The following is a 21,635-nucleotide window of genomic DNA, read 5'->3' on the forward strand; positions in this document are numbered from 1 at the left end:
GAAGATCAGTCCCCGTAGAACGAGCGAATATCGATATCACTCAAAGGGATCCACTCCGCCGAATGTGCGGATGTCGACTTCTTTCCAGCCTTGACCGGTGCACTCCGTAACGTCACCGCAAGTGCAGGTTCCTCGTCGATTCGCCCGGCGAGGGCGTAGATCGCGGCGAGATGGTGAACGCACGGCGAGCGTCTACCTGAGCAGTCGCAGCTGGCAGTGCACTCCGAAAGATCAACGGCTACTGCGATATTTCGAGCCTGCAGTTCGGTGACGATGCTGTCCGGCAGTTCGCCGGTGGAGACGGATCTGTTCGCCTTTCCAGCCGAACGGAGAAGGCTCTTCACTGCAGCGATCTCGGATTTGGTCCAGAGCGGGACACCAATCGTCACTGACGAAGTTTTTGCCTTGGTGCTCACCTCGGCGACGACGGTCCCCGACGAGACGACGGTGAACTCCACGGAACCGTTGCGTGCCAGGGTGCGAGCCGTCGGCAGGGACGGGTTCGGACCGGACGCCGCGGTCCGCTCCACCGTGCGCAGCCACGCTCGACCCCAAGCGGTGACGCCGAATTCGTTGGCCATCAGATGATCACCGCGCCGTCGAGTTCGAGAAGTTCACGCAGTTCGGTGTCGGGGAGATCGGCCAGCGCGGCCTCGACGTTCCCGGAGACAGCATCGGCCACAGCTCGTTTGGACTCGTGCATCGCTGCTATGTGATCCTCCACGGTACCGCCCGTCACCAAGGTGTGGACGTTGACGGTGCGTTTCTGGCCGATGCGGTGTGCCCGGTCGGTTGCTTGATCCTCGACGGCTGGGTTCCACCACCGGTCGTAGTGCACGACATGACTTGCGCGCGTGAGGTTGAGGCCGAAGCCGGCGGCGCGCAAGCTCAGAATCAGAACCGGTGGTGAATCCGTCTCGTTCTGGAACGCGTCGACCATCGCGTCTCGTTTGTCGGTGTTCAGGCCGCCGTGGAGGAAAGGCACGGCACCGATACCCAGTTCGGCTCCCAGGTGTCGCGAGAGCATCTCGCCCATCGTCCGGTACTGCGTGAATATCAGCGCGCGATCGCCGTCGTCGACGATCTCGGCGATCATTTCCGTTGCGCGGTCGAGCTTTCCGGATCTTCCGTAGAGGTCGTCCGTATCGCCGGTGACCTGCGCCGGGTGATTGCATACCTGCTTGAGAGTGGTCAGAAGGGCAAGAATGTTGCCGCGCCGGGCAATTCCCGTGCCCAATCCGGAGTCGAAAGCATCGGCAACTGCCGACCGGTAGATGCGCGCCTGTTCAGACGTCAGAGTGCACGAGACCGTGGAGAACTGCTTGGGCGGAAGATCCTTGGCCACTGTGTCTTTGGTTCTGCGCAGAATGAAGGGATCGATGACCGCGGCAAGCCTGGTCGCCGCGGTGGCCGATCGACCGGATTCGATCGGTACGGCAAAGCGTTGACGAAACCGTGCGCGAGTTCCGAGGACGTCGGGATTTGCGACGCGAAAGAGTGACCACAATTCTTCGAGGCGGTTCTCCACCGGCGTGCCGGTCATCGCTACCTTGACGTCCGCCGACAACTGCATTGCTGCTTTCGCGGCGAGGGAAGCGGGGTTCTTGATCTGTTGCGCCTCGTCGAAGACCACTGAACTCCAATGGACCGGGGCAAATTGGGCTGCGTCGGAACGCAAGACGCTGTAGCTGGTCAGAACCGTAGTGCCGGCGGGGATACGAGTGGGAAGTGCACGGGCGGCCCCGTGATGAACGTGCAGTGGCAGATGCGGAGCGAATCGCTCGATCTCGCGGCGCCAGTTTCCTATCACCGAGGTGGGACACACAACCAGATGCGGACCGTCGCCGGCGCGGATCGCGATCATCGAAATCGCTTGCAGTGTCTTACCCAAACCCATCTCGTCGGCCAAGATCCCACCACCCGAACCCGACAGAGCCGTCAGCCAGGCAACTCCCTGCATTTGATACGGGCGCAGAGTCGCCTGAATCTTTGCTCGGCGAAGGCTGTCCACGGCTGTACGCGCATCCGTGAACAACCGCACCGTGGACTCGGCGCTTCGGATCTTCGTGTCGTCGTGCTCGATCGCGGCATGCGCTGCGGTCGGAATGTCATGTGCGCCGGTGTCGATGACGCGCTTCCACGCGAGCAGCGACGATCCGAGGTCGCCGCGACCAGCATCGAGGTTGTGGAACGCGTCGATCGCGGTGGTGAGGTCGAGCAGTTGCGCTCCGACGTCGGTTGCTGTGATCGACTCGTCGACCGGGATCGCAAGCCTGCACACGCCCGGCGACCCGGTCGGCATCCCCAGTGCCGACAGCCGCGCTGCCGGGTCTGCGTCACCCCAGAACGCGAAGGACATGTGCTCGGGAATGTACGTAGCCTGCAGGCGCGTCGAGCATGGCTGATTCACGTTCGCCGATGCTAGCCGCGCCGGCTCACGTTCGCCAATGAGAATGTCGGGAAAACCCGCAGATCAGCTGTGGTTTTCCCGACATTGACGAATCCTGAAAACGTGGCTCTGTGCCGAATCAGCGAGCCGTACGCGCGAACTCCATCGTTCGGCGAAGCAGTCCGGCGACGGCGTCCGCCTCCGTCAGGAAGCCGTCGTGGCCGTCCTTGGACTTGAGAATCTCGAGGCCGCTGCACGTGGAAATTCCGTCGGCGATCTCCTCCTGCAAGCGAAGGGGATACAGCCGATCCGAGTCGACGCCGCCCACCACGACCGGTGCCGTGATCGATGCCAACGCCGCCGCAACACCGCCGCGTCCACGACCGATGTCGTGCCGGTTCATGGCCTCGGTCAGTAGGACGTACGTGCTCGGGTCGAAGCGGTCGACCAGCTTGTCTGCCTGATGTTCCAGGTAACTCTGTACGGCGTATCGTCCACCGTTCCAAGGATTTTCGTCGTTCTGAGCGGAGTTCTCGAAGCGCGCGTCCAGTTCGGACTCGGTGCGGTACGTCAGGTGCGCGATGCGACGGGCGATGCCGAGTCCGGTGCGAGGTGCCCGCCCCGTTCCGTGGTAGTCACCGCCCTGCCAATCCGGATCGGAGACGATGGCAGCGATCTGCGTCGTCTGGGTGCCGATCTGATCTGCAGTGGCCCGTGAACCGGTTGCGAGAACCAACGCGGAGCGAATGCTGTCCGGGTAGGTAACTGCCCATTCGAGGGTGCGCATGCCCCCCATGGATCCGCCGACTACCGAGGCCAACTGGTCGATCCCGAGGAGATCGACGAGCTTCTTCTCCGCCGCGATCTGATCCCGGATGGAGATATCCGGGAACCTGCTGCCCCACGGCTTGCCGTCGTCGGCCGGCGAACTGGGACCGGTCGTGCCGCGACAACCACCGAGGACATTGGTTGCGATGACGCACCATTCGCCGGTGTCGATCGGTTCGCCGGGGCCGACCATCCCGTTCCACCAGCCGGGGGAGGGCTGATTCGCGGAGATCGGTCCGGTGACGTGTGAGTCTCCGGTCAGTGCGTGCTCGACGAGTACTACGTTGTCGCGGTTCGGGGAAAGCTCACCCCACCGCTGAACGGCGAGCGAAACCGATGGGAGTGCCGCGCCGCTCTCGAGTTCCAAGGCACCGATGTCGACGAACCCCACCTGGCCGTCGGGTGGGGGCAGGAGGTCGATCCTGGGCTCCAATTCGTTCACGGTCACGAGTTTGCCACCGCTGCCAGGCCGACGGTGAGATCGGCGAGGATGTCGTCGATTCCTTCGATGCCGACCGCGAGGCGGACGAGCCCGGGCGTGACGCCCGAAGCGAGCTGCTCTTCGGGGGTGAGCTGCGAGTGCGTCGTCGACGCGGGGTGGATGACGAGTGAGCGAACGTCACCGATGTTGGCGACGTGGCTGTGCAGCGTCAGGGCGTTGACGAACGTCTTGCCCGCATCGATACCGCCGGGCAGCTCGAAGGTGACGATGGCACCGGTTCCCTTGGGCGTCAGCTGCTTTCCACGTTCGAACCATGGCGAGGAGGGAAGTCCCGCGTAGGAAACGGAGGCCACCTCGACGTGGCCGTCGAGGAATTCGGCGACCTTCTGTGCATTGGATACGTGGCGCTCGATGCGCAGGCTCAAGGTTTCGATACCCTGCGCGATGAGGAACGCGTTGAACGGCGCCACGGCGGAACCGAGATCGCGCAGCAGTTGGACGCGGGCCTTGAGTGCGAACGCCGGCGCGCCGAGGTCCGCGAAGGTGACGCCGTGGTAGCTGGGATCAGGCGTCGTGAAGTTCGTGTGGCGACCCTGCGTCCAGTCGAAAGTGCCACCGTCGACGATGACGCCGGCGATCGCGGTGCCGTGTCCACCAAGGTATTTGGTGGCGGAGTGAACGACGATGTCGGCGCCGTGTTCGAGTGGGCGAAGCAGGTACGGCGTCGCGACTGTGTTGTCCACGATCAACGGAAGACCGTTCTCGTGGGCCAGTGACGAGATACCGGGTAGGTCGAGGATGTGGTTCTTCGGATTGGCGATCGTTTCGCCGTAGAACGCCTTCGTGTTCGGGCGAATGGCTTCGCGCCACTGCTCGAGATTGTCGGGATCCTCGACGAACGTGACTTCGATGCCCAGCTTACGAAGGGTGTAATGCAGGAGGTTGTACGTGCCGCCGTACAGGTACGGGCTGGAGACGATGTGGTCGCCGGCCTCGGCGATGTTGAGGATCGCGATGGTCTCGGCGGCCTGACCCGAGGAGAGGAGGAGTGCGGCGACTCCGCCTTCGAGGGCAGCGATGCGCTGCTCGACGGCGTCCTGTGTGGGATTCATGATCCGTGTGTAGATGTTGCCCGGCTCGGCGAGGCCGAACAGTGCCGCAGCGTGATCGGTGCTGTCGAAGACGTAGCTGGTGGTCTGGTAGATCGGCAGAGCGCGCGCGTTGGTGGCGGTGTCCGCTGTTTGTCCGGCGTGCACCTGCTTGGTCTCGAACGACCAGTTCGCGGTCGGATCCGAAGTTGCTGCGGCGTCGGCTGTGTTGTCGGTCATGATTTGTTCACTCCAGTGGTCTGACGGATAGATGTCGGACGGGGGCGAATGATCGCCGCCCCGTGCTGGGGTCTATCTGCAAGTGCGACACATACTGAAATACCTCCGTGGGGCTCGGCCCGGTCTGGGGTCCGTCCCTGTCGGACCCGCGCTTGTCACCCGAATTGCGGTGGAACTGCGCGAGCAGATCCACGTCGGGAAACCTGGTCATCACCCGGGGCACCCCACCGCGGTTGGAGGGTTGCCGTCCAGCGAGCCGGGGCTTGACGCTGGCACTCATGACCAAGTCGGATTCTACCGGGAAGTGAGCGCAGTCCTGACACGGGGCGAAATGTGAGCCGCAACCGCACGCGAGGCAGAGCGACGCAGCCCACTAGCAGGCAAAAGTTACTCGCGAGTAGAGACCGATGAGTGGACCTGCCGGTTGCGGCCTCACGGGTTAGCAGTACGCTTGTCTTGTTTGGGACTCATCTCCCGAGATCAGTCCACACCGTCTAGGTTTGATAATCGAACCGTTCGCGGACCCACTCACAAAGTGTGACCGCAACCGTGTAACCAGGGAAACTTCCTAGGAGGACGCGAAGCACCCATGTCCAAAATCAAGGTTGAGGGCACCGTCGTCGAACTCGACGGCGATGAGATGACGCGCATTATCTGGCAGTTCATCAAAGACAAGTTGATCCATCCGTATCTCGATGTGAACCTCGAGTACTACGACCTCGGTATCGAGTACCGCGACGAGACCGACGACCAGGTCACCATCGACGCAGCGCACGCGATCCAGAAGCACGGCGTCGGCGTCAAATGCGCCACGATCACGCCGGACGAGGCACGTGTCGAGGAATTCGGTCTCAAGAAGATGTGGCGTTCCCCGAACGGAACGATCCGCAACATTCTCGGCGGCACGATCTTCCGCGCACCGATCATCATCTCCAACGTTCCGCGACTCGTTCCGGGCTGGACCAAGCCGATCATCATCGGCCGTCACGCATTCGGCGACCAGTACCGCGCCACAGACTTCAAGGTCCCCGGCCCCGGCAAGGTGATGATCACCTACACGCCTGAGGACGGCAGCGCACCGATCGAGCACGAACTGGTCAACTTCCCCGAAGAGGGCGGCGTCGTCCAGGGGCAGTACAACTTCACCACGTCCATCCGTGACTTCGCTCGCGCGTCGCTCACCTACGGACTGCAGCAGAACTACCCGGTGTACCTGTCCACCAAGAACACCATTCTCAAGGCGTACGACGGTGCCTTCAAGGACATCTTCCAGCACGTCTACGAGACCGAGTTCAAGGCTGAGTTCGATGCTGCAGGTCTGACCTACGAGCACCGCCTCATCGACGACATGGTCGCTTCCGCACTCAAGTGGGAGGGCGGATACGTCTGGGCATGCAAGAACTACGACGGCGACGTCCAGTCCGACACCGTGGCCCAGGGCTTCGGCTCGCTCGGCCTCATGACGTCGGTTCTGCTGACACCGGACGGAAAGACCTGTGAGGCAGAGGCTGCTCACGGCACCGTGACGCGTCACTACCGTCAGCACCAGCAGGGCAAGCCCACCTCGACCAACCCGATCGCGTCCATCTTCGCGTGGACCCGCGGGCTCGAGCATCGTGGCAAGCTCGACAGCACCCCTGAGGTCATCGGCTTCGCGCAGGCGCTCGAAGACGTTGTCATCAAGACCGTCGAAAGCGGCCAGATGACCAAGGACCTCTCGATGCTGGTCGGCGGCGATCAGGGCTACCTGACCACCGAGGAGTTCCTCGGCGCGCTCGACGTGAACCTGCAGAAGGCCATGGCCGCGAAGTAGATTCACCGCTTCACCTGTCAAATGGGACGTCTGGGAAACCAGGCGTCCCATTTGTGTTCGCGGTCTCACGTGAGTGAACTCACCCGCTCTCACTTGGAAGTTCAACCAGATGTGAGACCACAATTGATCAGTGACTTCGTCTACCCTCTCCCGTTCTGACACCTCGACACCCGGGGTTCGTTCCGCCAGAGGTCCGGCGATGCTCGCTCTCGCTCTCGGCGGTTTCGGTATCGGCACAACCGAGTTCGTCGCCATGGGGTTGCTCCCGGAAATGGCATCCGGACTCGGCGTCTCGGAACCCGTCGCGGGTCACGTGATCTCGGCGTACGCGCTCGGGGTTGTCGTCGGCGCTCCGCTGATCGCTGCACTCACCGCACGAGTACCGCGCCGCACCCTGTTGATCGCACTCATGGTCGCGTTCACCGTCGGCAATGCCGCCTCGGTTTTCGCGCCCTCGTACACGACGCTGATGATGGCCCGCTTCGTCGCCGGATTGCCGCACGGCGCGTATTTCGGAGTCGCCGCACTGGTCGCAGCTCACCTGGCCGAACCGGGAAAACGCGCGAAGGCCGTCGCCATGGTGATGATGGGTCTTTCCGTGGCCAACGTGATCGGGGTACCGGTCGCGGCCTGGATCGGCCAGGCACTCGGCTGGCGCAGCGCCTTCGCCTTGGTTGCGGTGATCGGAGTGGCAACGGTTGCTTCGCTGTTCGTCTGGATTCCGCGGTTGGACGGTATGCCGGTGACGAATCCGATCACCGAACTCGGGGCACTGGGCCGCGTTCAGGTGTGGATGACCTTGATCGTGGGCATGGTCGGATTCGGCGGGATGTTTGCCGTCTACACCTACATCAGTACGACTCTCACCGACGTGTCCGGGCTTGGCGCTTCGTTCATTCCCCTCGCACTCATGCTGTACGGACTGGGCATGGTGGCCGGCAACTTCGTCGGTGGATACCTCGCGGATCGCGCACTGATGAAGGGCTTGTTCCTGTCGATGGGATCCCTCGTTGTGATCCTCGCGGTCTTCGTGATCGCCGTGCGCAATCCGTACACGGCACTGATCTTCGTCTTCCTCATCGGGCTCGCCGGGTCGTCGATGGTGCCTGGCCTCCAGACACGGTTGATGGATGTCGCCGAGGATGCTCAGACCTTGGCCGCGTCTCTCAATCACGCCGCACTCAACATCGCCAACGCCTTCGGAGCGTGGATCGGCGGCGTCGTCATCGCAGCCGGTTACGGGTACACCGCGCCGGCAGCGGTGGGGTCGTTGCTGGCCGTCGCGGGTCTCGTCGTGCTGGCGGTAGCGGTGATTCTGCAGCGTAGGGCCGCGCGCTGACCTGGGCGCCCATCCGCGTCGGTGGAATCGGCTACGGTGCTTGCCGTGCCACAAACTGCTGACTCCCACATTCTTGCGCCCCACACCATCACGTCCGTGAACGTCAACGGCGTTCGAGCAGCTGCCCGCAAGGGCATGCTCGACTGGCTGGAGAAGACGTCGGCGGATTTCATCTGCCTTCAGGAAACGCGTGCGTCGGACGATCAGCTTCGCGAGACTCTCGAACCAGCGCTCGGCAACGGATGGTTCCTCGTCTCCGCCGAGCCGTCCGCGAAGGGACGCAACGGAGTCGCGGTGCTCTCACGCACGGAACCTGACGCGGTGCGGATCGGTCACGGGGACGACGAGTTTCTCGACGCCGGTCGATACATCGAAGCCGACTTCGCCGATCTGACCGTCGCGAGCCTGTACCTGCCCTCAGGTGAGGCGCTCACGCCGAAGCAGGAGGAGAAGGAGCGGTTCATGGCATCCTTCGCAGTTCACCTCGCCTCCACCGCTGCAGCGGCCGAGGCTGCAGATCGTCACGTGGTGATCAGCGGCGATTGGAACATCGCGCACACCGAACTCGACCTCAAGAACTGGAAGACCAACAAGAAGTCTTCGGGATTCCTCCCCGAGGAGCGCGCCTGGATGGATCTGCTGTTCGCCGAAGATTCCGCGTGGGTGGACGTCTTCCGCGCCCTCCATCCGGGTGTCGACGGCCCGTACTCGTGGTGGTCGTACCGCGGAAAGGCATTCGACAACGACTCGGGTTGGCGTATCGATTACCAGGTTGCCACTCGCGGATACGCCGAGCGGGCCAAGGTCGCGCTCGTGGAACGCGCTGAGTCCTACGACCTCCGTTGGTCGGATCATGCGCCTGTCACCGTCTCGTACCGATAGAGACGCGTATGTCTGAAGGTCTGAAAATGCCGAGCGCAAAGACGCGCAACGCCATCATCACCGTCGTGGTGGCGGTGGTTGCGCTCGTGCTGGCGGTCACCCTTTCTTCACGTGACTCCGACAGTTCGGCGTCGTCGGTGACGAAGTCCTTGAGTGCCCAGTCCTCGAGTGTTCAAGCCAAGCCTGGCGCCACCACCAAGGCTGCGCCGTCGAGTTCCGTGCCCTCGAGCTCCGCTGTCAAGACAACGCAGCAGACGAACAGCGATGCGCCGGCGCGAGTGCTCGCCACGCTGGTGGAGATCGACGCCGGACGGTGGCCGGATTCCGCCAATGCGCCGGGCACCAAGGGCGGCATCACCTTCCGCAACAGCGAAGGACGTCTACCCGCTGTCGGTGCCGGTGGCGGACGTGTCGTCTATCAGGAATGGGACGTGAACCCGAAGAAGAACGGCCAAGGACGCGACGCCGAGCGAATCGTCACCGGCAACGACGGTTCGGCGTGGTACACCCTCGATCACTACGACACGTTTGTGAGGATTCGCTGATGTCCGATTCGTCTACGGTCAGCGTGGCGCAGTGGCTGGATCCGTCTTCGGATGTGGTTTCGGTGGCGCTGCAGAGCGACCCGGCCGTTGCAGATGATCTTGCACGTCAACTCCGTGCCGAGAATTTTATCGTTCGGGTGGTTCGCGGAGAGAACATGCGGACAACGGCGCAGGTCTTCGACGAGTTTGCGGCAGCCTTCCAGTTTCCGTCCCACTTCGGGCGAAACAAAGACGCTTTCGACGATGTCATGCGCGATCTCGACGACGTCCTCGGACTCGGCGCCGGATATGTAGTTGTGGTCCGAGGTGCGGGTTCTCTACTGTCCGAGCAACAGGATCAGTTGGAGTGGTTCCGCGAAACGATGGACTTCTACGCCGAAGAATGGGAACCCGTCGTTTTCCGGACCGTCTACCAGTTCGGTGCGGAGGACCTCACCGCCCACGGTGAAGACCTCGTCGAACTCGACTACCCGGGCACCACGCCACTGCACTGATTTCCACTCGTGAAAAGATCGGAACCATGTCGACCCCTGCAGAACAGAAGCCCACCGCAAAGCCTCGCGTGCTTTCCGGAATCCAGCCGACGTCGGATTCTTTCCACCTCGGCAACTACCTGGGTGCGCTGCAGCAGTGGGTTCCGTTGCAGGACGATTTCGACGCTTTCTACTTCATTCCGGATCTTCACGCCATCACGGTGACGCAGGACCCGAAGGAATTGCGTCGTCGCACCAAGGTTGCGGTGGCTCAGCTCCTTGCGGTGGGGATCGATCCGGATCGGGCGACGCTGTTCGTACAGAGTCAGGTTCCCGAGCACGCACAGTTGGCGTGGGTCCTGAACTGCATCACCGGTTTCGGTGAAGCCAGCCGTATGACGCAGTTCAAGGACAAGTCCGCCAAGCAAGGCAGCGACAACGCCAGTGTCGGTTTGTTCACGTATCCGGTTCTGATGGCCGCGGACATCCTTCTGTACCGCCCGCAGCGCGTCCCCGTGGGTGAGGATCAGCGTCAGCACCTCGAACTCGCACGCGATCTGGCCGGCCGGTTCAACACCCGCTACGGCAAGGCGTTCGTCGTTCCCGAGCCGCAGATCATCAAGGGCACGGCAAAGATCTACGACCTGCAGGATCCGACCGCCAAGATGAGCAAGTCCGCCGCCAGTGCGGCCGGACTGATCAATCTGCTCGACGATCCGAAGGTGTCGGCAAAAAAGATCAAGTCGGCCGTCACCGACAACGAGCGCGAGATTCGTTTCGACCCGCAGGCCAAGCCGGGCGTCAGCAACCTGCTCACCATTCAGTCGGCTCTCTCGGGAGTACCGATCGAGACTCTGGTGGCCGGTTACGAGGGCAAGGGGTACGGCGACCTCAAGACCGATACCGCTGACGTGCTGACCGAGTTCGTCACCCCACTCAAGGCGAAGGTCGACGGTTACCTTGCCGACGAGGCAGAGCTGGATCGCATCATCGCGGCCGGAGCGCACCGCGCCCGTGAGGTGTCTTCACGCACTCTCGCCGCCGTCTATGACAAGGTCGGATTCCTGGCACCAAAGGGCTGACATACGCGAATTCGGACTCACGACGCCTGACCGAACATGAGGGGGACGGCAATGGCTGACACGGACGACGACGCACCGAGCTTCCTCGAGAAGCAACGGGCAGCGCGACCCTGGCTCGATCATCTGGTTCGCGCGGCCGGACGGTTTCAAGAGCAAAAAGGCGACTATTACGCTGCTGGTATCACGTACTTCAGCGTTCTCGCGTTGATTCCGATCATGATGGTCGCGTTTGCAGTGGCCGGTTTCGTATTGGCCGGGCATCCCGAGTACCTGGAGTCGATTCAGGAGCAGATCACCAAGAGCATTCCGGGCAGCTTGGGTGACACCATCAACACGCTGATCGATTCGGCCATCGACTCGCGCGCGAGCGTCGGAATCTTCGGCCTCCTGGGTGCTGCGTACGCGGGTCTCGGTTGGATGGCAAACGTTCGAGACGCGCTGACGGCGATGTGGGAGAGCAAGCGCGAGCCGAAGGGTTTCGTACGTACCAAACTTGGTGACGCAGGGGCCCTCGTCGGTCTGGCTCTCGCCATGGTCGTCTCACTGGGAATGTCGGCGCTGAGCAGTGGGCCGGTTGCGACTCAGATCGTGAAATGGCTCAACCTCGAGAACATCACCGGTGTCGGCGTGGGGCTCAGAGTTGCTTCACTGTTGCTCTCACTCCTGGCGACGTGGGCGGTGTTCCTGTGGGTGATCGCCCGGCTGCCGCGCGAGCCTGTCACGCTGCGTAGCGCTGCGCAGGCAGCGGTTATCGCCGCGATTGTGTTCGAGATCTTCAAGCAGGTGGGTGCGATCTACCTCGCTGCCGTCACCAACGGACCAGCGGGCGTGGCATTCGGTCCGATCATCGGTTTGCTCGTGTTCGTGTTCACGGCGTCAAGGATGCTGCTGTTCTGCACGGCGTGGGCGGCGACGACCAAGGAAAGTATGGCCCTGGCGTTCGTTCCGCCGCCGGATCCCGCAGTGATCTCGCCGCGAATCGTTGTCAGTGACGGTGCTTCACCGTCTCGCGTGGCTGCGCTGATCGCCACGGGTGCGGTTGCCGGCCTGGGTCTTTCGGGCTTCATGCGTCGTCGGCCGCGCTAGCGCCTCCGACGGTTGAGGGCAACGGCTCCCGCCACCAGCGCGATCACCACTACTCCACCGACAGCACCGATGAGTATGCGGTCAGTGGTGTCGGATTCGGCGTCGGTAGCGGTGGGTGCAGCCGAGATCGAGCCTGGTGCAGCGGCAGACGGTGTGCGAGTGACATCGGGCGAGGCATCGTCGGTGGATCGGTCCGTCAACGAGCCGACGGTTGTGCTCGCGGGGAGTGCATATCCGTAGTCGAGTAGACGGGCAGCTTGTTCCCACGGACGGATCGGCTTGGCTTCGCCGCCCATCAATGTCACCAGTAGTTTCCGGCCGTTACGCTCCGCGCCACCCACATACGTGTGGCGGGCGTCGTCGGTGAAGCCGGTCTTGCCGCCCAATGCGCCGTCGTAGTTGTAGAGCAGTTGATTGTCGTTGGCGAGAGTGAATCCGGGGCGGTCCTGATCGTCGGGAATCGTCGGATCTTTGGGGAAGCCGGGAAATTCGACGGTCTCGGTATGGATCAGACCGGCAAACGTCGGATTCTGCAGGGCGGTATGGAAAATCACGGCCAGGTCGTACGGCGAGCTGCTCATCCCCGGGCCGTCGAGTCCGGATGGAGTTGCCGTGCGGGTGTCGAGGGCGCCGAGTTCGGCCGCGAGCGCGTTCATTTTCGACACGGCTGCAGCGTCACCGCCGAGTTGGCGGGCAAGAGCGTGCGCGGCATCATTTCCCGATGCCATGACCAGGCCCTGCATCAGTTGCCGGTTGGTGTACTTGCCGCCCTTGCCGATGCCGACAGCGCTACCTTCAGCGTCCGCGTCTTCGGCCGTTGCGGTGATTTCGGTGTCGAGATCGAGTTCGTCGAGCGCGACAAGAGCCAAGAGCATCTTGATGGTGCTGGCCGGTCGGTAGCGACCGTGCGGATCTTTCGCGGCGAGGACCTCACCGGTTTCGGCGTCCGCGAGTACCCATCCGGATGCCGCGATATCCGCCGGGAGCGGGGGAGCGCCGTCAGGGAGTACAACACCGCACTCGCCGAGCTTGTCTCCACCGACAGGGCTTTCCGGAATCGGGACAGCAGTCGGGGCCGTAGATCCGGGCGCGGGTGCTTCGGAGAGATCGATCGCCGGTGCCGGGCTACTCGTGAAAGGGCAGCTGTCGGTGTTGGGTGTTGTGAACGGCGCTTCGGTGGTGGTGGGCGGCGGCGGGGCCGGTTGGGCGCCGGCCACTCCCGAGGTCCCTACGACACCGGTAAACGCAATGCTCCCTGAGAGCACTGTTCCGGCTACTGCCACTGCACACTTTCGACGCCACATCATCGATATACGAGGGTATGCGAACCTGAGGGAACGTCCGAATCGCCACGCAAGCAGAGGGATCGAAAACAGGCGATTCGGTTTGTACATCGGTCACAGTGGACGATCGCCGCCGATGAGTTCCACCACCACGCAGAGTCTGTAACAGTGGGGTAGTCGGCTACTCGAATGGCGCACACGCACTGACGACAGGGGATCGGTATGGGCAAGATCGTGGTGACAGAATTCGTGTCCTTGGACATGGTGATGGAAGCTCCCGGTGGCGAACCGGGTTATGCGCACACTGGATGGGTCTTTCCGTACCAGGAGGGCGATCAGATGAAGTTCAAACTCGACGAAACCCTCGCCGCGGACGTCCTTCTGCTCGGGCGGCGGACCTACGAGAGCTTCGCCGGTGCCTGGCCCGAGCGCGAGGACGACCAAGGCTTTGCGGACAAGATGAACGAGATGCCCAAGTACGTCGTCACGAGTTCGACCGAACCGCTCGAATGGAACAACTCGACGGCGCTCGACGGTCCCATCGAGGAATCTGTCCCGAAGCTCAAGGAGCAGATCGACGGCGAGATCTTGGTCGCGGGAAGTCGGACGCTCGTCCACGCGTTGTTGCTGGCCGGTCTGGTCGACGAGCTTCGTCTGATGGTCTTCCCGGTCATTCTCGGGTCCGGCGGGAGAGTGTTCCCCGAATCGGCCGACAAGATCGTCCTCGAGTTGAAGGACGATCGTCGGTACGAATCCGGAGTTCAGGTACTGACGTACCACCCCACGGTCGCGTAGACCTCTCGAAAACATCTGTGGCCGAGACTCTTCGAGAGGCTCGGCCACGGATGTCTTGTCGGCTAACTGTTTTCGGGGAAGCCGAGGTTGATGCCGCCGTGGCTGGGGTCGAGCCAGCGACTGGTGACGGCTTTACCTCGCGTGAAGAAATGAACACCTTCTGTCCCGTGAGCGTGGGTGTCACCGAAGAGGCTGTTCTTCCAGCCGCCGAAGCTGTAGTAGGCCATGGGAACCGGGATGGGGACGTTGATGCCGATCATGCCGACCTCCACCTCGTTCTGGAAGCGTCGGGCAGCGCCGCCGTCGTTGGTGAAGATGGCGGTGCCGTTTCCGTACGGGTTGTTGTTGATCAGTTCGAGGGCTTGGTCGTAGGTATCGACACGCACGACGGAGAGGACAGGTCCGAAGATTTCGTCGGTGTAGATCGACATGTCGGTGGTGACGTGGTCGATGAGGGTGGGCCCGAGCCAGAAGCCGTCCGGTCCACCGTCGGCCTGAACTGTGCGTCCGTCGACCACGATGGTGGCGCCGTCCTTCTCCCCGGCATCGACATAGGACGCGACCTTGTCGCGATGGGCCTTGGTGACGAGCGGACCCATGTCGGAGTTCTTGGTGCCGTCACCGGTGACGAGGGGAGTGGTGCGTTCGACGATCTTGGCGACCAGTTCGTCGGCGATGTCGCCGACTGCAACCAGGGCGGAGATCGCCATGCATCGTTCGCCCGCGGAGCCGAATCCCGCGTTGACCATTGCGTCGGCGGCGAGGTCGAGGTCGGCGTCCGGCAGAACGATGGCGTGGTTCTTGGCGCCGCCGAGTGCTTGCACGCGTTTGCCGTTGGCGGTGCCGGTGGCATAGACGTACTGGGCGATGGGGGTGGATCCGACAAACGAAATCGCTTTGACTGCTTTGTTTTCCAGAAGTTCGTCGACGGCGAGCTTGTCACCTTGGAGGACGTTGAAGACGCCGGGGGGCAGACCGGCTTCGGCCCAGAGTTCGGCGAGCCAGATCGCCGCGGTGGGGTCCTTCTCCGAGGGCTTGAGAATCACGGTGTTCCCGGCGGCGATGGCGACCGGGAAGAACCACATGGGGACCATCGCGGGAAAGTTGAAGGGCGAGATGATGCCGACGGGGCCGAGGGGTTGGCGGATGGAGTAGACGTCGACCTTGGTCGATGCATTCTCGGTGTATCCGCCCTTGAGGAGATGCGGTATTCCGCAAGCGAATTCGACAACTTCCTGCCCGCGGCTGATTTCGCCGAGGGCGTCGGAGAGAACCTTGCCGTGCTCGGCTGTGATGATCTCGGCGAGTTCACCTTTGCGAGCATTGAGGAGTTCGCGGAAGCTAAACAGTACCTGTGTGCGCCGGGCCAGTGAGGTGTCACGCCAGGCGGGGAAGGCTGCGGCAGCCGCGTCGATGACAGCGCGGGCGTCCTCGAGGTTCGCCAGGGCCAGTCGGCCGGTGATCTGTCCGGTGGCGGGGTTGGTGACGGTGGCGGTGTCCTCGGACGTTCCGGCGAACGGCTTGCCGTCCAGCCAGTGCGCGATGACGCGAGTATCAGTGCTGGTCATGGTATTTCCTAGTGGTCTGGTGACTCAGGAGTTCGGGGAGGTGTACTTGGCGACGTAGTCGTTCATCGTCTCGCGCTGGTACCGGGAAACCTCGTGCGCGTTTTCGTTCTCGGCGAAGACGCTCGACACCATCACGGTGTTCTCACGTTCGTAGAAGCCGAGTTTGCCGAGACCGCCGAAGAATTCGTCCCAGTTGACGTCTCCGTCACCGATTTTGAGATGCTGATGCACTCGAACGGCATTGCCTGGCGGGTTGGTGATGTAGCGCAGTCCGTGGGAACGGTGATGATCCATGGTGTCCGCCACGTGAACGAGTCGGACCATGTCGCCGGCGGCCTCCATGATGGCGGGAAGGTCCCCACCCATGTGGAATTGGTGGCACGCCACGATCACCATGCCGAGGTTCTTGGAGTTCACACCACGGATCGTGCGGATCGCGGCTAGTCCGTCTTCGACAAAATCGTCCGGGTGGGGGTCGATCAGGACGTCGATTCCCTCGCGTTCGATGATCGGAACCAGTTCCTCCATCGAACGATAGAACGCACGCTCGGACTCTTCGGCCTTTTCGGGGCGGCCGGAGAATTCGGTGTTCATGACGTTGACACCGAGATCGACCGTGATCTGGATGGCCCGCTTCCAGTAGCGCACGGCTGCTTCGCGAGCGTCCTCGTCCGGGCCGGACCACCGAAGGACCGGGAGCACCGACGCGATGCCGACTCCCGCACTCGCGCAGGCCTTCCGGAACTCGGTGACGAGCGCGTCGTCGGCTTTCGGGTGATTGAAGAACGGGATCATGTCGACGTGCGGTGTGAGCTGCAGGTACTCGTACCCGAGATCGGCAACAACTCGGGGTAGCTCGAGTAGTGAGTAATCGTGATGGAAAGGTGTGGGGTCGAGTGCGACCTTCATCGCTAAGCTCCGGCCACAGAGTCGCGCGCAACCATGTCCACGACGACGCGCTGACCCGTCTCCAGAGACTTCACACCGGCGGCGCAGACAGCGGCCGCGGCGTACCCGTCCCAAGCACCTGGTCCCTCGATGTAGTTGCCGGTGCCGGCGCCCGTCTTCACTGCCTTGATCCACCGGGCGAACTCGGTGTCGTAGGCCTGCCCGAAGCGTTCGCGGAATCCTGGGGTGATCTGCCCACCCCAGTTGCCGGGCTTGGTCTTTCGGATCAGTCCCACGTCGAGTCCGATCATCGCGCTTCCGAGTTCGCCGACAACTTCGGTGCGCACCTCGTAGGCAACTCCGGTGGTGACAAACACCTCGGCGTCGACGTGTCTGCCGGACTCGGTCTCGAATATCGCGATCTGTGGGTCTTGAATGCCCTCGGGAGCAAGCGAATTCGCGGCCGGTCGGATGATCTGCACCGAGGTGATCTCTTCGTCGAGCAGGAATCGTGTCACGTCGACCTCGTGGACGAGTGAGTCCTTGACGATCATCGCACTGTCGAAGCCGTTCGGAACCGCAGGATTGCGGTGAGCGCAGTGCACAACGAGAGGGCGACCGAGATCGCCGCTGTCGATCAAATCCTTGAGCTGGGTGTATTCGTGGTCGAACCGGCGCATGAAACCAACCTGGATCAGTCTTTTTCCCAGCGCTGCTTCGGCTTTGACGATCGTGAGCGAACTGTCCGCGTCGGTGGTCAGCGGCTTTTCGCAGAGAACAGGCTTGCCCGCTTCGAGGCAGGCAAGAACCTGCTTCTCATGGGTCGGGCCCGGGGTTGCGAGAACAACGGCGTCGACGTCCTCGGCTGCGATGGCATCGAACGGATCGACGACGACGCGCGCCCCTGGCGTCAGTGCTGCGATTTCCTCGGCGCGGGCGAGAGAGTAGTCGTTGACGACGGTGACGCGGGCACCGCCGATTTTGTTGGTGATGCGGTCGACGTGATCGGCCCCCATGATGCCGACGCCGAGCACTGCGATCCGGAGATCCTGGTTGTCAGACATGCGGTGGTACTCCTCGATTGTGTTGCTCAGTTGAAACGGACGGCGGGGACGCCACAGGTGGACAGGTATTTCTGAGTGCGCGCTGCGATGGGCAGCGGTGTGTCGGGATGGCAGGGATACATGTCCTGCTCGACGATCGCGAACACGTCGATGCCGAGCTTCTCGATGGCCTCCAGAAGCGGCGGCATGTCGGGGATTCCGCGCGGCGGTTCGATCATGGCACCGAGTTTGACGGCCTCACCGAACGGCAGGTCCTCCGCCTCAACCTTGGCGACTATCGCCGGATCCACCTGTTTGAGGTGTAGGTACCCGATGCGCTCCGGATGTTTGTTGATAATTGCGAGATTGTCGCCGCCGCAGTAGCTGATGTGGCCGGTGTCGAGACACAGATTCACGAAACGCTCGTCGGTCCCTTCGAGGAACTTGTAGACGTTGTCTTCGATGTCGACGTGACTGTCGGCATGAGGATGGTACTGCGCCATGACGCCGTACTCCTCGAGCATTGCCTTCCCGAGAGCGTTCATGCCGTCGGTTTTCTTACGCCACTGCTCGGGCGTCAGATTGCGGTCTTCGAGTACCGCTCCGGTGGAAGGGTCGCGCCACATCTCAGGGATGACCACCACGTGCTTGCCGCCGACGGCTGCGGTCAACTTGGCGACGTCCTTGATCTGATTCCAGACGGCATCCCAGGAATCGTCCTGGTGCAGGTGTTCGAAAACGGTACCGGCCGAAAGCTTCAGGCCGCGGGCGCCGAGTTCGTCCGTCAACTTGGCTGGATCGGTCGGAAGGTATCCGAACGGGCCGAGTTCGATCCATTCGTATCCCGACGCGGATACCTCGTCGAGGAATCGTGTGTAAGGGGTCTGCTGTGGATCGTCCGGAAACCACACGCCCCAGGAGTCGGGGGCTGATCCGACGCGAATTGCGCTCATGTCTAGATTCCTTTCGCGGGCAAGCTTTATGGGGTGTGGTTGTGCGGAATTTTCATTCGGATGGACGGAGGTACGGTCGCTGGATCTTCTTCCAGGACTCGTAAGTTGTCCGTGCCTTCTTGGTGGACTCCAGTTCGGAGGTGGCCGATACCGGTACATCCCACCAGGATTCGCTGTCCGGGGCGCCGATCAGCGGATCGGTTTCGACGTGGATGACGGTGCTGGTGTCGCTTGCTTTGGCAACCTTGATCGCGTCGGCGAACTCGGCAGCGGTGTTGGCGCGGATGACGTCGACACCGAGGCTGGCAGCGTTCGCGGCCAGATCGACCGGGAGAACCCCTCCGTCGAGACGTCCGTCATTCGAGCGGTAGCGGTACTGCGTGCCGAAGCGCTGGGAACCCAGCGACTCGGACAGTGAACCGATGGAGGCAAATCCGTGATTCTGCACCAGGACGACGATGACCTTGAGGCGTTCCTGTACGGCGGTGACCAATTCGGTGGCCATCATCAGATAGGAACCGTCTCCGACCATCACGAACACGTCGCGATCGGGGCACGCCATGCGGACGCCTAGACCGCCGGCAACTTCGTATCCCATGCACGAGTACCCGTATTCGACGTGATACCCCTTGGAATCACGGGTTCGCCACAGCTTGTGGAGGTCACCCGGCATGGACCCGGCAGCGCACACCACGACGTCACGTGGATCGGACAGTGTGTTGACCAGGCCGATCACCTGATTCTGATTCAGTGACCCGTCGGCAGCGGGTTCGGCTGGGTTGTAGACGGATTCGACGATCGCATCCCAATCGCGAGCGAGGTCACCGATCCTGGACGCGTATTCGTCGTCCACCCGGTAGTCGTTCAGTGCAAGTGCCAGCGCGTCGAGTGCCTCACGTGCGTCGGCGACAACGCTGACTCCGCCCTGCTTCACGGAGTCCAGTGATGCGACGTTGATGTTGACGAAGCGAACGTCGGGATTGGTGAACGCGGTGCGGGACGCGCTCGTGAAATCGCTGTACCGCGTGCCGATACCGATGACGACGTCAGCCTCGGTGGCCAGTGCGTTTGCAGCCGTAGTGCCGGTGGACCCCACCGCCCCGACGGATTGTGGATGGTCGTAGACCAATGAACCCTTCCCCGCCTGGCTCTGCCCCACGGGGATTCCGGTTTGCGCACAGAACGCTGATAGAGAGTCGCTGGCCTGGCTGTAGATCACGCCGCCGCCGGCGACGATCAGTGGCTTGCGAGCCGAGCGGATGATCGCGGCGGCGCGTTCGATCACCGATCGTTCGGGGAGCGGGCGGGCCACGTGCCAGACTCGCTCGGCGAAGAAGGACTCGGGCCAGTCGAAAGCCTCGGCCTGCACGTCCTGCGGGATGGCGATGGTGACTGCGCCGGTCTCGACGGGATCAGTGAGAACGCGCATCCCGGCGAGCAGAGCGCTCGGCAACTGCTCCGGGCGCCATACCCGATCGAAGTATCGTGAGACCGGTTTGAAAGCGTCGTTGACTGTGACGTCGCCGCTCGACGGGAGTTCGAGTTCCTGTAAGACGGGGGCGCTGGCGCGGGTCGCGAAAGTGTCTGCGGGAAGGAGTAATACAGGTAGACGATTGATGGTGGCCAGTGCCGCGCCGGTGATCATATTGGTGGCACCGGGGCCGACGCTGGACGAGACCGCCCACGTCTGCAGGCGGTCCTTCATGCGGGCGTGCGCGACAGCCGAGTGCACCATCGCCTGTTCATTGCGGCCGAGCACGTAGGGGAGTGTCGGCTCACGGCCGGCGTCGAGATCCTGGATCTCGGCCTGCAAGAGTGCCTGCCCCAGTCCGGCGACGTTGCCGTGCCCGAAGATTCCGAAGCAGCCGGCGAACAGCTTGGTGCGCTGGCCGTCGCGTTCGGTGTACTGGTTGGCGAGGAAGCGGACGACAGCTTGAGAAACGGTGAGGTATACGGTCGGCTCGTCGCGAGGTGGACGATTGCCGGTTGCGTTATTGGTGGGTGCCACAGCTTTCACTTCCGTCAGTTGTGGGACTGCAACGGCAGTCGAGGGTCGATGTCCTGGTGATCCCAGCTTCCACGTAGCCAGGTGTGTTGCGGATCGTCACAGATGTTCCACGCCCGGATCTCGCCCGAACCTGCCATGACATTGAGGTAGTACATGTGGTGGCCCGGCGCTGCGATGGACGGGCCGTGATAGCCGTGCGGCACGAGAACGACGTCGCCCGAGCGGACTTCCTCGAGCACTTCGATAGGTCTCTCGGCGGTTCCGTACACGCGGTGGTAGCCGAAACCTTCGGTCCCGGTGGGGCTTCTGTCGATCTCGAAGTAGTAGATCTCTTCCAGGGCCGATTCGACGTCGCTGTTCTCGTCGTGCTTGTGGCTGGGATACGACGACCAGTTCCCGCCGGGGGTGATGACCTCACACGCGATGATGGAGTCGGCCTCGAAGGTGTCTGCGGTGGCGAAGTTGTGAACCTGTCGGCTGCAGTTCCCGGCACCGCGGAGCTCGACCGCAACTCCTGATGCGGGACCGTATCGATGGGGGAGCTTTGCGCCGGCGCGTGCTCCGCACAGAGCGAAGCGGCCCCCGTCAGCGCTGCTGACCGAGTAGTCGGCGTCGCGACCGACGTACGCGAAATCGCTCGGGCCGTCGAAAACCGATGCGCGGCCAGTGAGGGGAATCTCCGTCCCCTCGGCAACAACCACGGCCGAACCCGCCAGTGGAACGACGATGATCTCGTTATCGCCGGACTGCAGGTGGACGTCAGCGCCAGGGGCGAGTTCGAGTGTCCACAAGCTGGATTCGGTCCACCCGGCGGACTCCGGCGTGACCACTGTCGTGAAATCACCGTCGGCGGACGATCCGGCGGGGACGTAGTACTTGCTGAACATCTT

General features: G+C 62.6%; 19 protein-coding genes and 1 riboswitch. Of the genes, 8 read left to right on the forward strand and 11 right to left on the reverse strand.

Annotated elements, in window-relative coordinates:
* Positions 1-5: 5 nt before the first annotated feature.
* The 4 genes from ACBG85_RS09985 to ACBG85_RS10000 all read right to left on the reverse strand — a co-directional run bounded on the left by ACBG85_RS09985 (position 6) and on the right by ACBG85_RS10000 (position 4,987).
* Positions 6-581, reverse strand: a complete 576-nt coding sequence (locus tag ACBG85_RS09985; RefSeq protein WP_372027365.1) for a hypothetical protein — start codon at positions 579-581, stop codon at positions 6-8.
* Entirely contained in the window at positions 581-2,410 is a 1,830-nt protein-coding gene (locus ACBG85_RS09990) for a DEAD/DEAH box helicase (RefSeq protein ID WP_372027367.1), read from the reverse strand. The genes ACBG85_RS09985 and ACBG85_RS09990 overlap by 1 nt, the downstream gene beginning before the upstream one ends.
* A 118-nt stretch (positions 2,411-2,528) precedes the next feature.
* Entirely contained in the window at positions 2,529-3,665 is a 1,137-nt protein-coding gene (locus tag ACBG85_RS09995) for a homoserine O-acetyltransferase (protein WP_372027369.1), read from the reverse strand.
* Entirely contained in the window at positions 3,662-4,987 is a 1,326-nt protein-coding gene (locus ACBG85_RS10000) for a bifunctional o-acetylhomoserine/o-acetylserine sulfhydrylase (RefSeq protein WP_007727392.1), read from the reverse strand. Before ACBG85_RS10000 ends, ACBG85_RS09995 begins: the two co-directional genes overlap by 4 nt.
* A 143-nt stretch (positions 4,988-5,130) precedes the next feature.
* A riboswitch (SAM riboswitch) is annotated at positions 5,131-5,271 on the reverse strand.
* 305 nt (positions 5,272-5,576) lie between these two features.
* On the opposite strand from ACBG85_RS10000, the gene ACBG85_RS10005 reads away from it, so the two are divergent.
* The 7 genes from ACBG85_RS10005 (at position 5,577) to yhjD (ending at position 12,207) form a co-directional block, all read left to right on the forward strand.
* The gene (locus tag ACBG85_RS10005) at positions 5,577-6,800 is read left to right on the forward strand and encodes an NADP-dependent isocitrate dehydrogenase (RefSeq protein WP_003940772.1); all 1,224 of its coding nucleotides are present in this window, start codon (positions 5,577-5,579) and stop codon (positions 6,798-6,800) included.
* Positions 6,801-6,930: 130 nt separating this feature from the next.
* Positions 6,931-8,139 carry an MFS transporter gene (locus ACBG85_RS10010; protein ID WP_371714359.1) on the forward strand — a complete coding sequence of 403 codons (1,209 nt, stop codon included), beginning with the start codon at positions 6,931-6,933 and terminating at the stop codon, positions 8,137-8,139.
* Positions 8,140-8,175: 36 nt separating this feature from the next.
* Positions 8,176-9,021, forward strand: a complete 846-nt coding sequence (locus ACBG85_RS10015) for an exodeoxyribonuclease III (RefSeq protein WP_372027371.1) — start codon at positions 8,176-8,178, stop codon at positions 9,019-9,021.
* Between the two features lie 26 nt (positions 9,022-9,047).
* Positions 9,048-9,566, forward strand: a complete 519-nt coding sequence (locus ACBG85_RS10020; protein ID WP_372027373.1) for a ribonuclease domain-containing protein — start codon at positions 9,048-9,050, stop codon at positions 9,564-9,566.
* On the forward strand, positions 9,566-10,060 hold the full coding sequence (locus tag ACBG85_RS10025) for a barstar family protein (protein ID WP_047271784.1): 495 nt from the start codon (positions 9,566-9,568) through the stop codon (positions 10,058-10,060). Before ACBG85_RS10020 ends, ACBG85_RS10025 begins: the two co-directional genes overlap by 1 nt.
* Positions 10,061-10,086: 26 nt before the next feature.
* On the forward strand, positions 10,087-11,121 hold the full coding sequence (gene trpS / locus ACBG85_RS10030; RefSeq protein WP_003941025.1) for a tryptophan--tRNA ligase: 1,035 nt from the start codon (positions 10,087-10,089) through the stop codon (positions 11,119-11,121).
* A 51-nt stretch (positions 11,122-11,172) separates the two neighbouring features.
* Positions 11,173-12,207, forward strand: coding sequence for an inner membrane protein YhjD (gene yhjD, locus ACBG85_RS10035; protein WP_042449663.1), 1,035 nt, complete (start codon positions 11,173-11,175; stop codon positions 12,205-12,207).
* On the opposite strand, the gene ACBG85_RS10040 is transcribed toward yhjD, so the two are convergent.
* A complete protein-coding gene (locus ACBG85_RS10040; RefSeq protein WP_030535079.1) occupies positions 12,204-13,514 on the reverse strand; it encodes a D-alanyl-D-alanine carboxypeptidase family protein in 1,311 nt (436 codons plus the stop codon). The genes yhjD and ACBG85_RS10040 overlap by 4 nt on opposite strands.
* A gap of 198 nt (positions 13,515-13,712) precedes the next feature.
* On the opposite strand from ACBG85_RS10040, the gene ACBG85_RS10045 reads away from it, so the two are divergent.
* Positions 13,713-14,285 carry a dihydrofolate reductase family protein gene (locus ACBG85_RS10045; RefSeq protein WP_054800914.1) on the forward strand — a complete coding sequence of 191 codons (573 nt, stop codon included), beginning with the start codon at positions 13,713-13,715 and terminating at the stop codon, positions 14,283-14,285.
* A gap of 62 nt (positions 14,286-14,347) precedes the next feature.
* On the opposite strand, the gene ACBG85_RS10050 is transcribed toward ACBG85_RS10045, so the two are convergent.
* Genes ACBG85_RS10050 through iolB form a run of 6 tightly spaced genes read right to left on the reverse strand, consistent with a single transcriptional unit; the run spans position 14,348 to position 21,632 of the window.
* Positions 14,348-15,853, reverse strand: a complete 1,506-nt coding sequence (locus tag ACBG85_RS10050; protein WP_003941032.1) for a CoA-acylating methylmalonate-semialdehyde dehydrogenase — start codon at positions 15,851-15,853, stop codon at positions 14,348-14,350.
* Between the two features lie 24 nt (positions 15,854-15,877).
* The gene (locus ACBG85_RS10055) at positions 15,878-16,762 is read right to left on the reverse strand and encodes a sugar phosphate isomerase/epimerase family protein (protein WP_217018652.1); all 885 of its coding nucleotides are present in this window, start codon (positions 16,760-16,762) and stop codon (positions 15,878-15,880) included.
* Positions 16,763-16,764: 2 nt separating this feature from the next.
* A complete protein-coding gene (locus tag ACBG85_RS10060; protein WP_372027377.1) occupies positions 16,765-17,805 on the reverse strand; it encodes a Gfo/Idh/MocA family protein in 1,041 nt (346 codons plus the stop codon).
* Positions 17,806-17,831: 26 nt separating this feature from the next.
* Complete coding sequence (locus ACBG85_RS10065) at positions 17,832-18,737, reverse strand: sugar phosphate isomerase/epimerase (protein WP_007727370.1); 906 nt, start codon at positions 18,735-18,737, stop codon at positions 17,832-17,834.
* 52 nt (positions 18,738-18,789) lie between these two features.
* Positions 18,790-20,745 carry a 3D-(3,5/4)-trihydroxycyclohexane-1,2-dione acylhydrolase (decyclizing) gene (gene iolD / locus ACBG85_RS10070; RefSeq protein ID WP_064074955.1) on the reverse strand — a complete coding sequence of 652 codons (1,956 nt, stop codon included), beginning with the start codon at positions 20,743-20,745 and terminating at the stop codon, positions 18,790-18,792.
* Positions 20,746-20,759: 14 nt separating this feature from the next.
* A complete protein-coding gene (gene iolB / locus ACBG85_RS10075; RefSeq protein WP_030535075.1) occupies positions 20,760-21,632 on the reverse strand; it encodes a 5-deoxy-glucuronate isomerase in 873 nt (290 codons plus the stop codon).
* Positions 21,633-21,635 lie beyond the last annotated feature (3 nt).

This window comes from Rhodococcus sp. NyZ502 (assembly GCF_041464245.1).
GTDB lineage: Bacteria > Actinomycetota > Actinomycetes > Mycobacteriales > Mycobacteriaceae > Rhodococcus_F > Rhodococcus_F qingshengii.

What these genes read in the sequence shown, in the direction of transcription:
- ACBG85_RS10040 (WP_030535079.1), bottom strand. Translation starts at nt 13,514, where the DNA reads ATGATGTGGCGTCGAAAGTGTGCAGTGGCAGTAGCCGGAACAGTGCTC.
- ACBG85_RS10045 (WP_054800914.1), top strand. Translation starts at nt 13,713, where the DNA reads ATGGGCAAGATCGTGGTGACAGAATTCGTGTCCTTGGACATGGTGATG.
- ACBG85_RS10060 (WP_372027377.1), bottom strand. Translation starts at nt 17,805, where the DNA reads ATGTCTGACAACCAGGATCTCCGGATCGCAGTGCTCGGCGTCGGCATC.
- ACBG85_RS10025 (WP_047271784.1), top strand. Translation starts at nt 9,566, where the DNA reads ATGTCCGATTCGTCTACGGTCAGCGTGGCGCAGTGGCTGGATCCGTCT.
- iolB (WP_030535075.1), bottom strand. Translation starts at nt 21,632, where the DNA reads ATGTTCAGCAAGTACTACGTCCCCGCCGGATCGTCCGCCGACGGTGAT.
- ACBG85_RS10000 (WP_007727392.1), bottom strand. Translation starts at nt 4,987, where the DNA reads ATGACCGACAACACAGCCGACGCCGCAGCAACTTCGGATCCGACCGCG.
- trpS (WP_003941025.1), top strand. Translation starts at nt 10,087, where the DNA reads ATGTCGACCCCTGCAGAACAGAAGCCCACCGCAAAGCCTCGCGTGCTT.
- ACBG85_RS10020 (WP_372027373.1), top strand. Translation starts at nt 9,048, where the DNA reads ATGCCGAGCGCAAAGACGCGCAACGCCATCATCACCGTCGTGGTGGCG.
- ACBG85_RS10055 (WP_217018652.1), bottom strand. Translation starts at nt 16,762, where the DNA reads ATGAAGGTCGCACTCGACCCCACACCTTTCCATCACGATTACTCACTA.
- yhjD (WP_042449663.1), top strand. Translation starts at nt 11,173, where the DNA reads ATGGCTGACACGGACGACGACGCACCGAGCTTCCTCGAGAAGCAACGG.
- ACBG85_RS09985 (WP_372027365.1), bottom strand. Translation starts at nt 581, where the DNA reads ATGGCCAACGAATTCGGCGTCACCGCTTGGGGTCGAGCGTGGCTGCGC.
- ACBG85_RS10005 (WP_003940772.1), top strand. Translation starts at nt 5,577, where the DNA reads ATGTCCAAAATCAAGGTTGAGGGCACCGTCGTCGAACTCGACGGCGAT.
- ACBG85_RS10065 (WP_007727370.1), bottom strand. Translation starts at nt 18,737, where the DNA reads ATGAGCGCAATTCGCGTCGGATCAGCCCCCGACTCCTGGGGCGTGTGG.
- ACBG85_RS10050 (WP_003941032.1), bottom strand. Translation starts at nt 15,853, where the DNA reads ATGACCAGCACTGATACTCGCGTCATCGCGCACTGGCTGGACGGCAAG.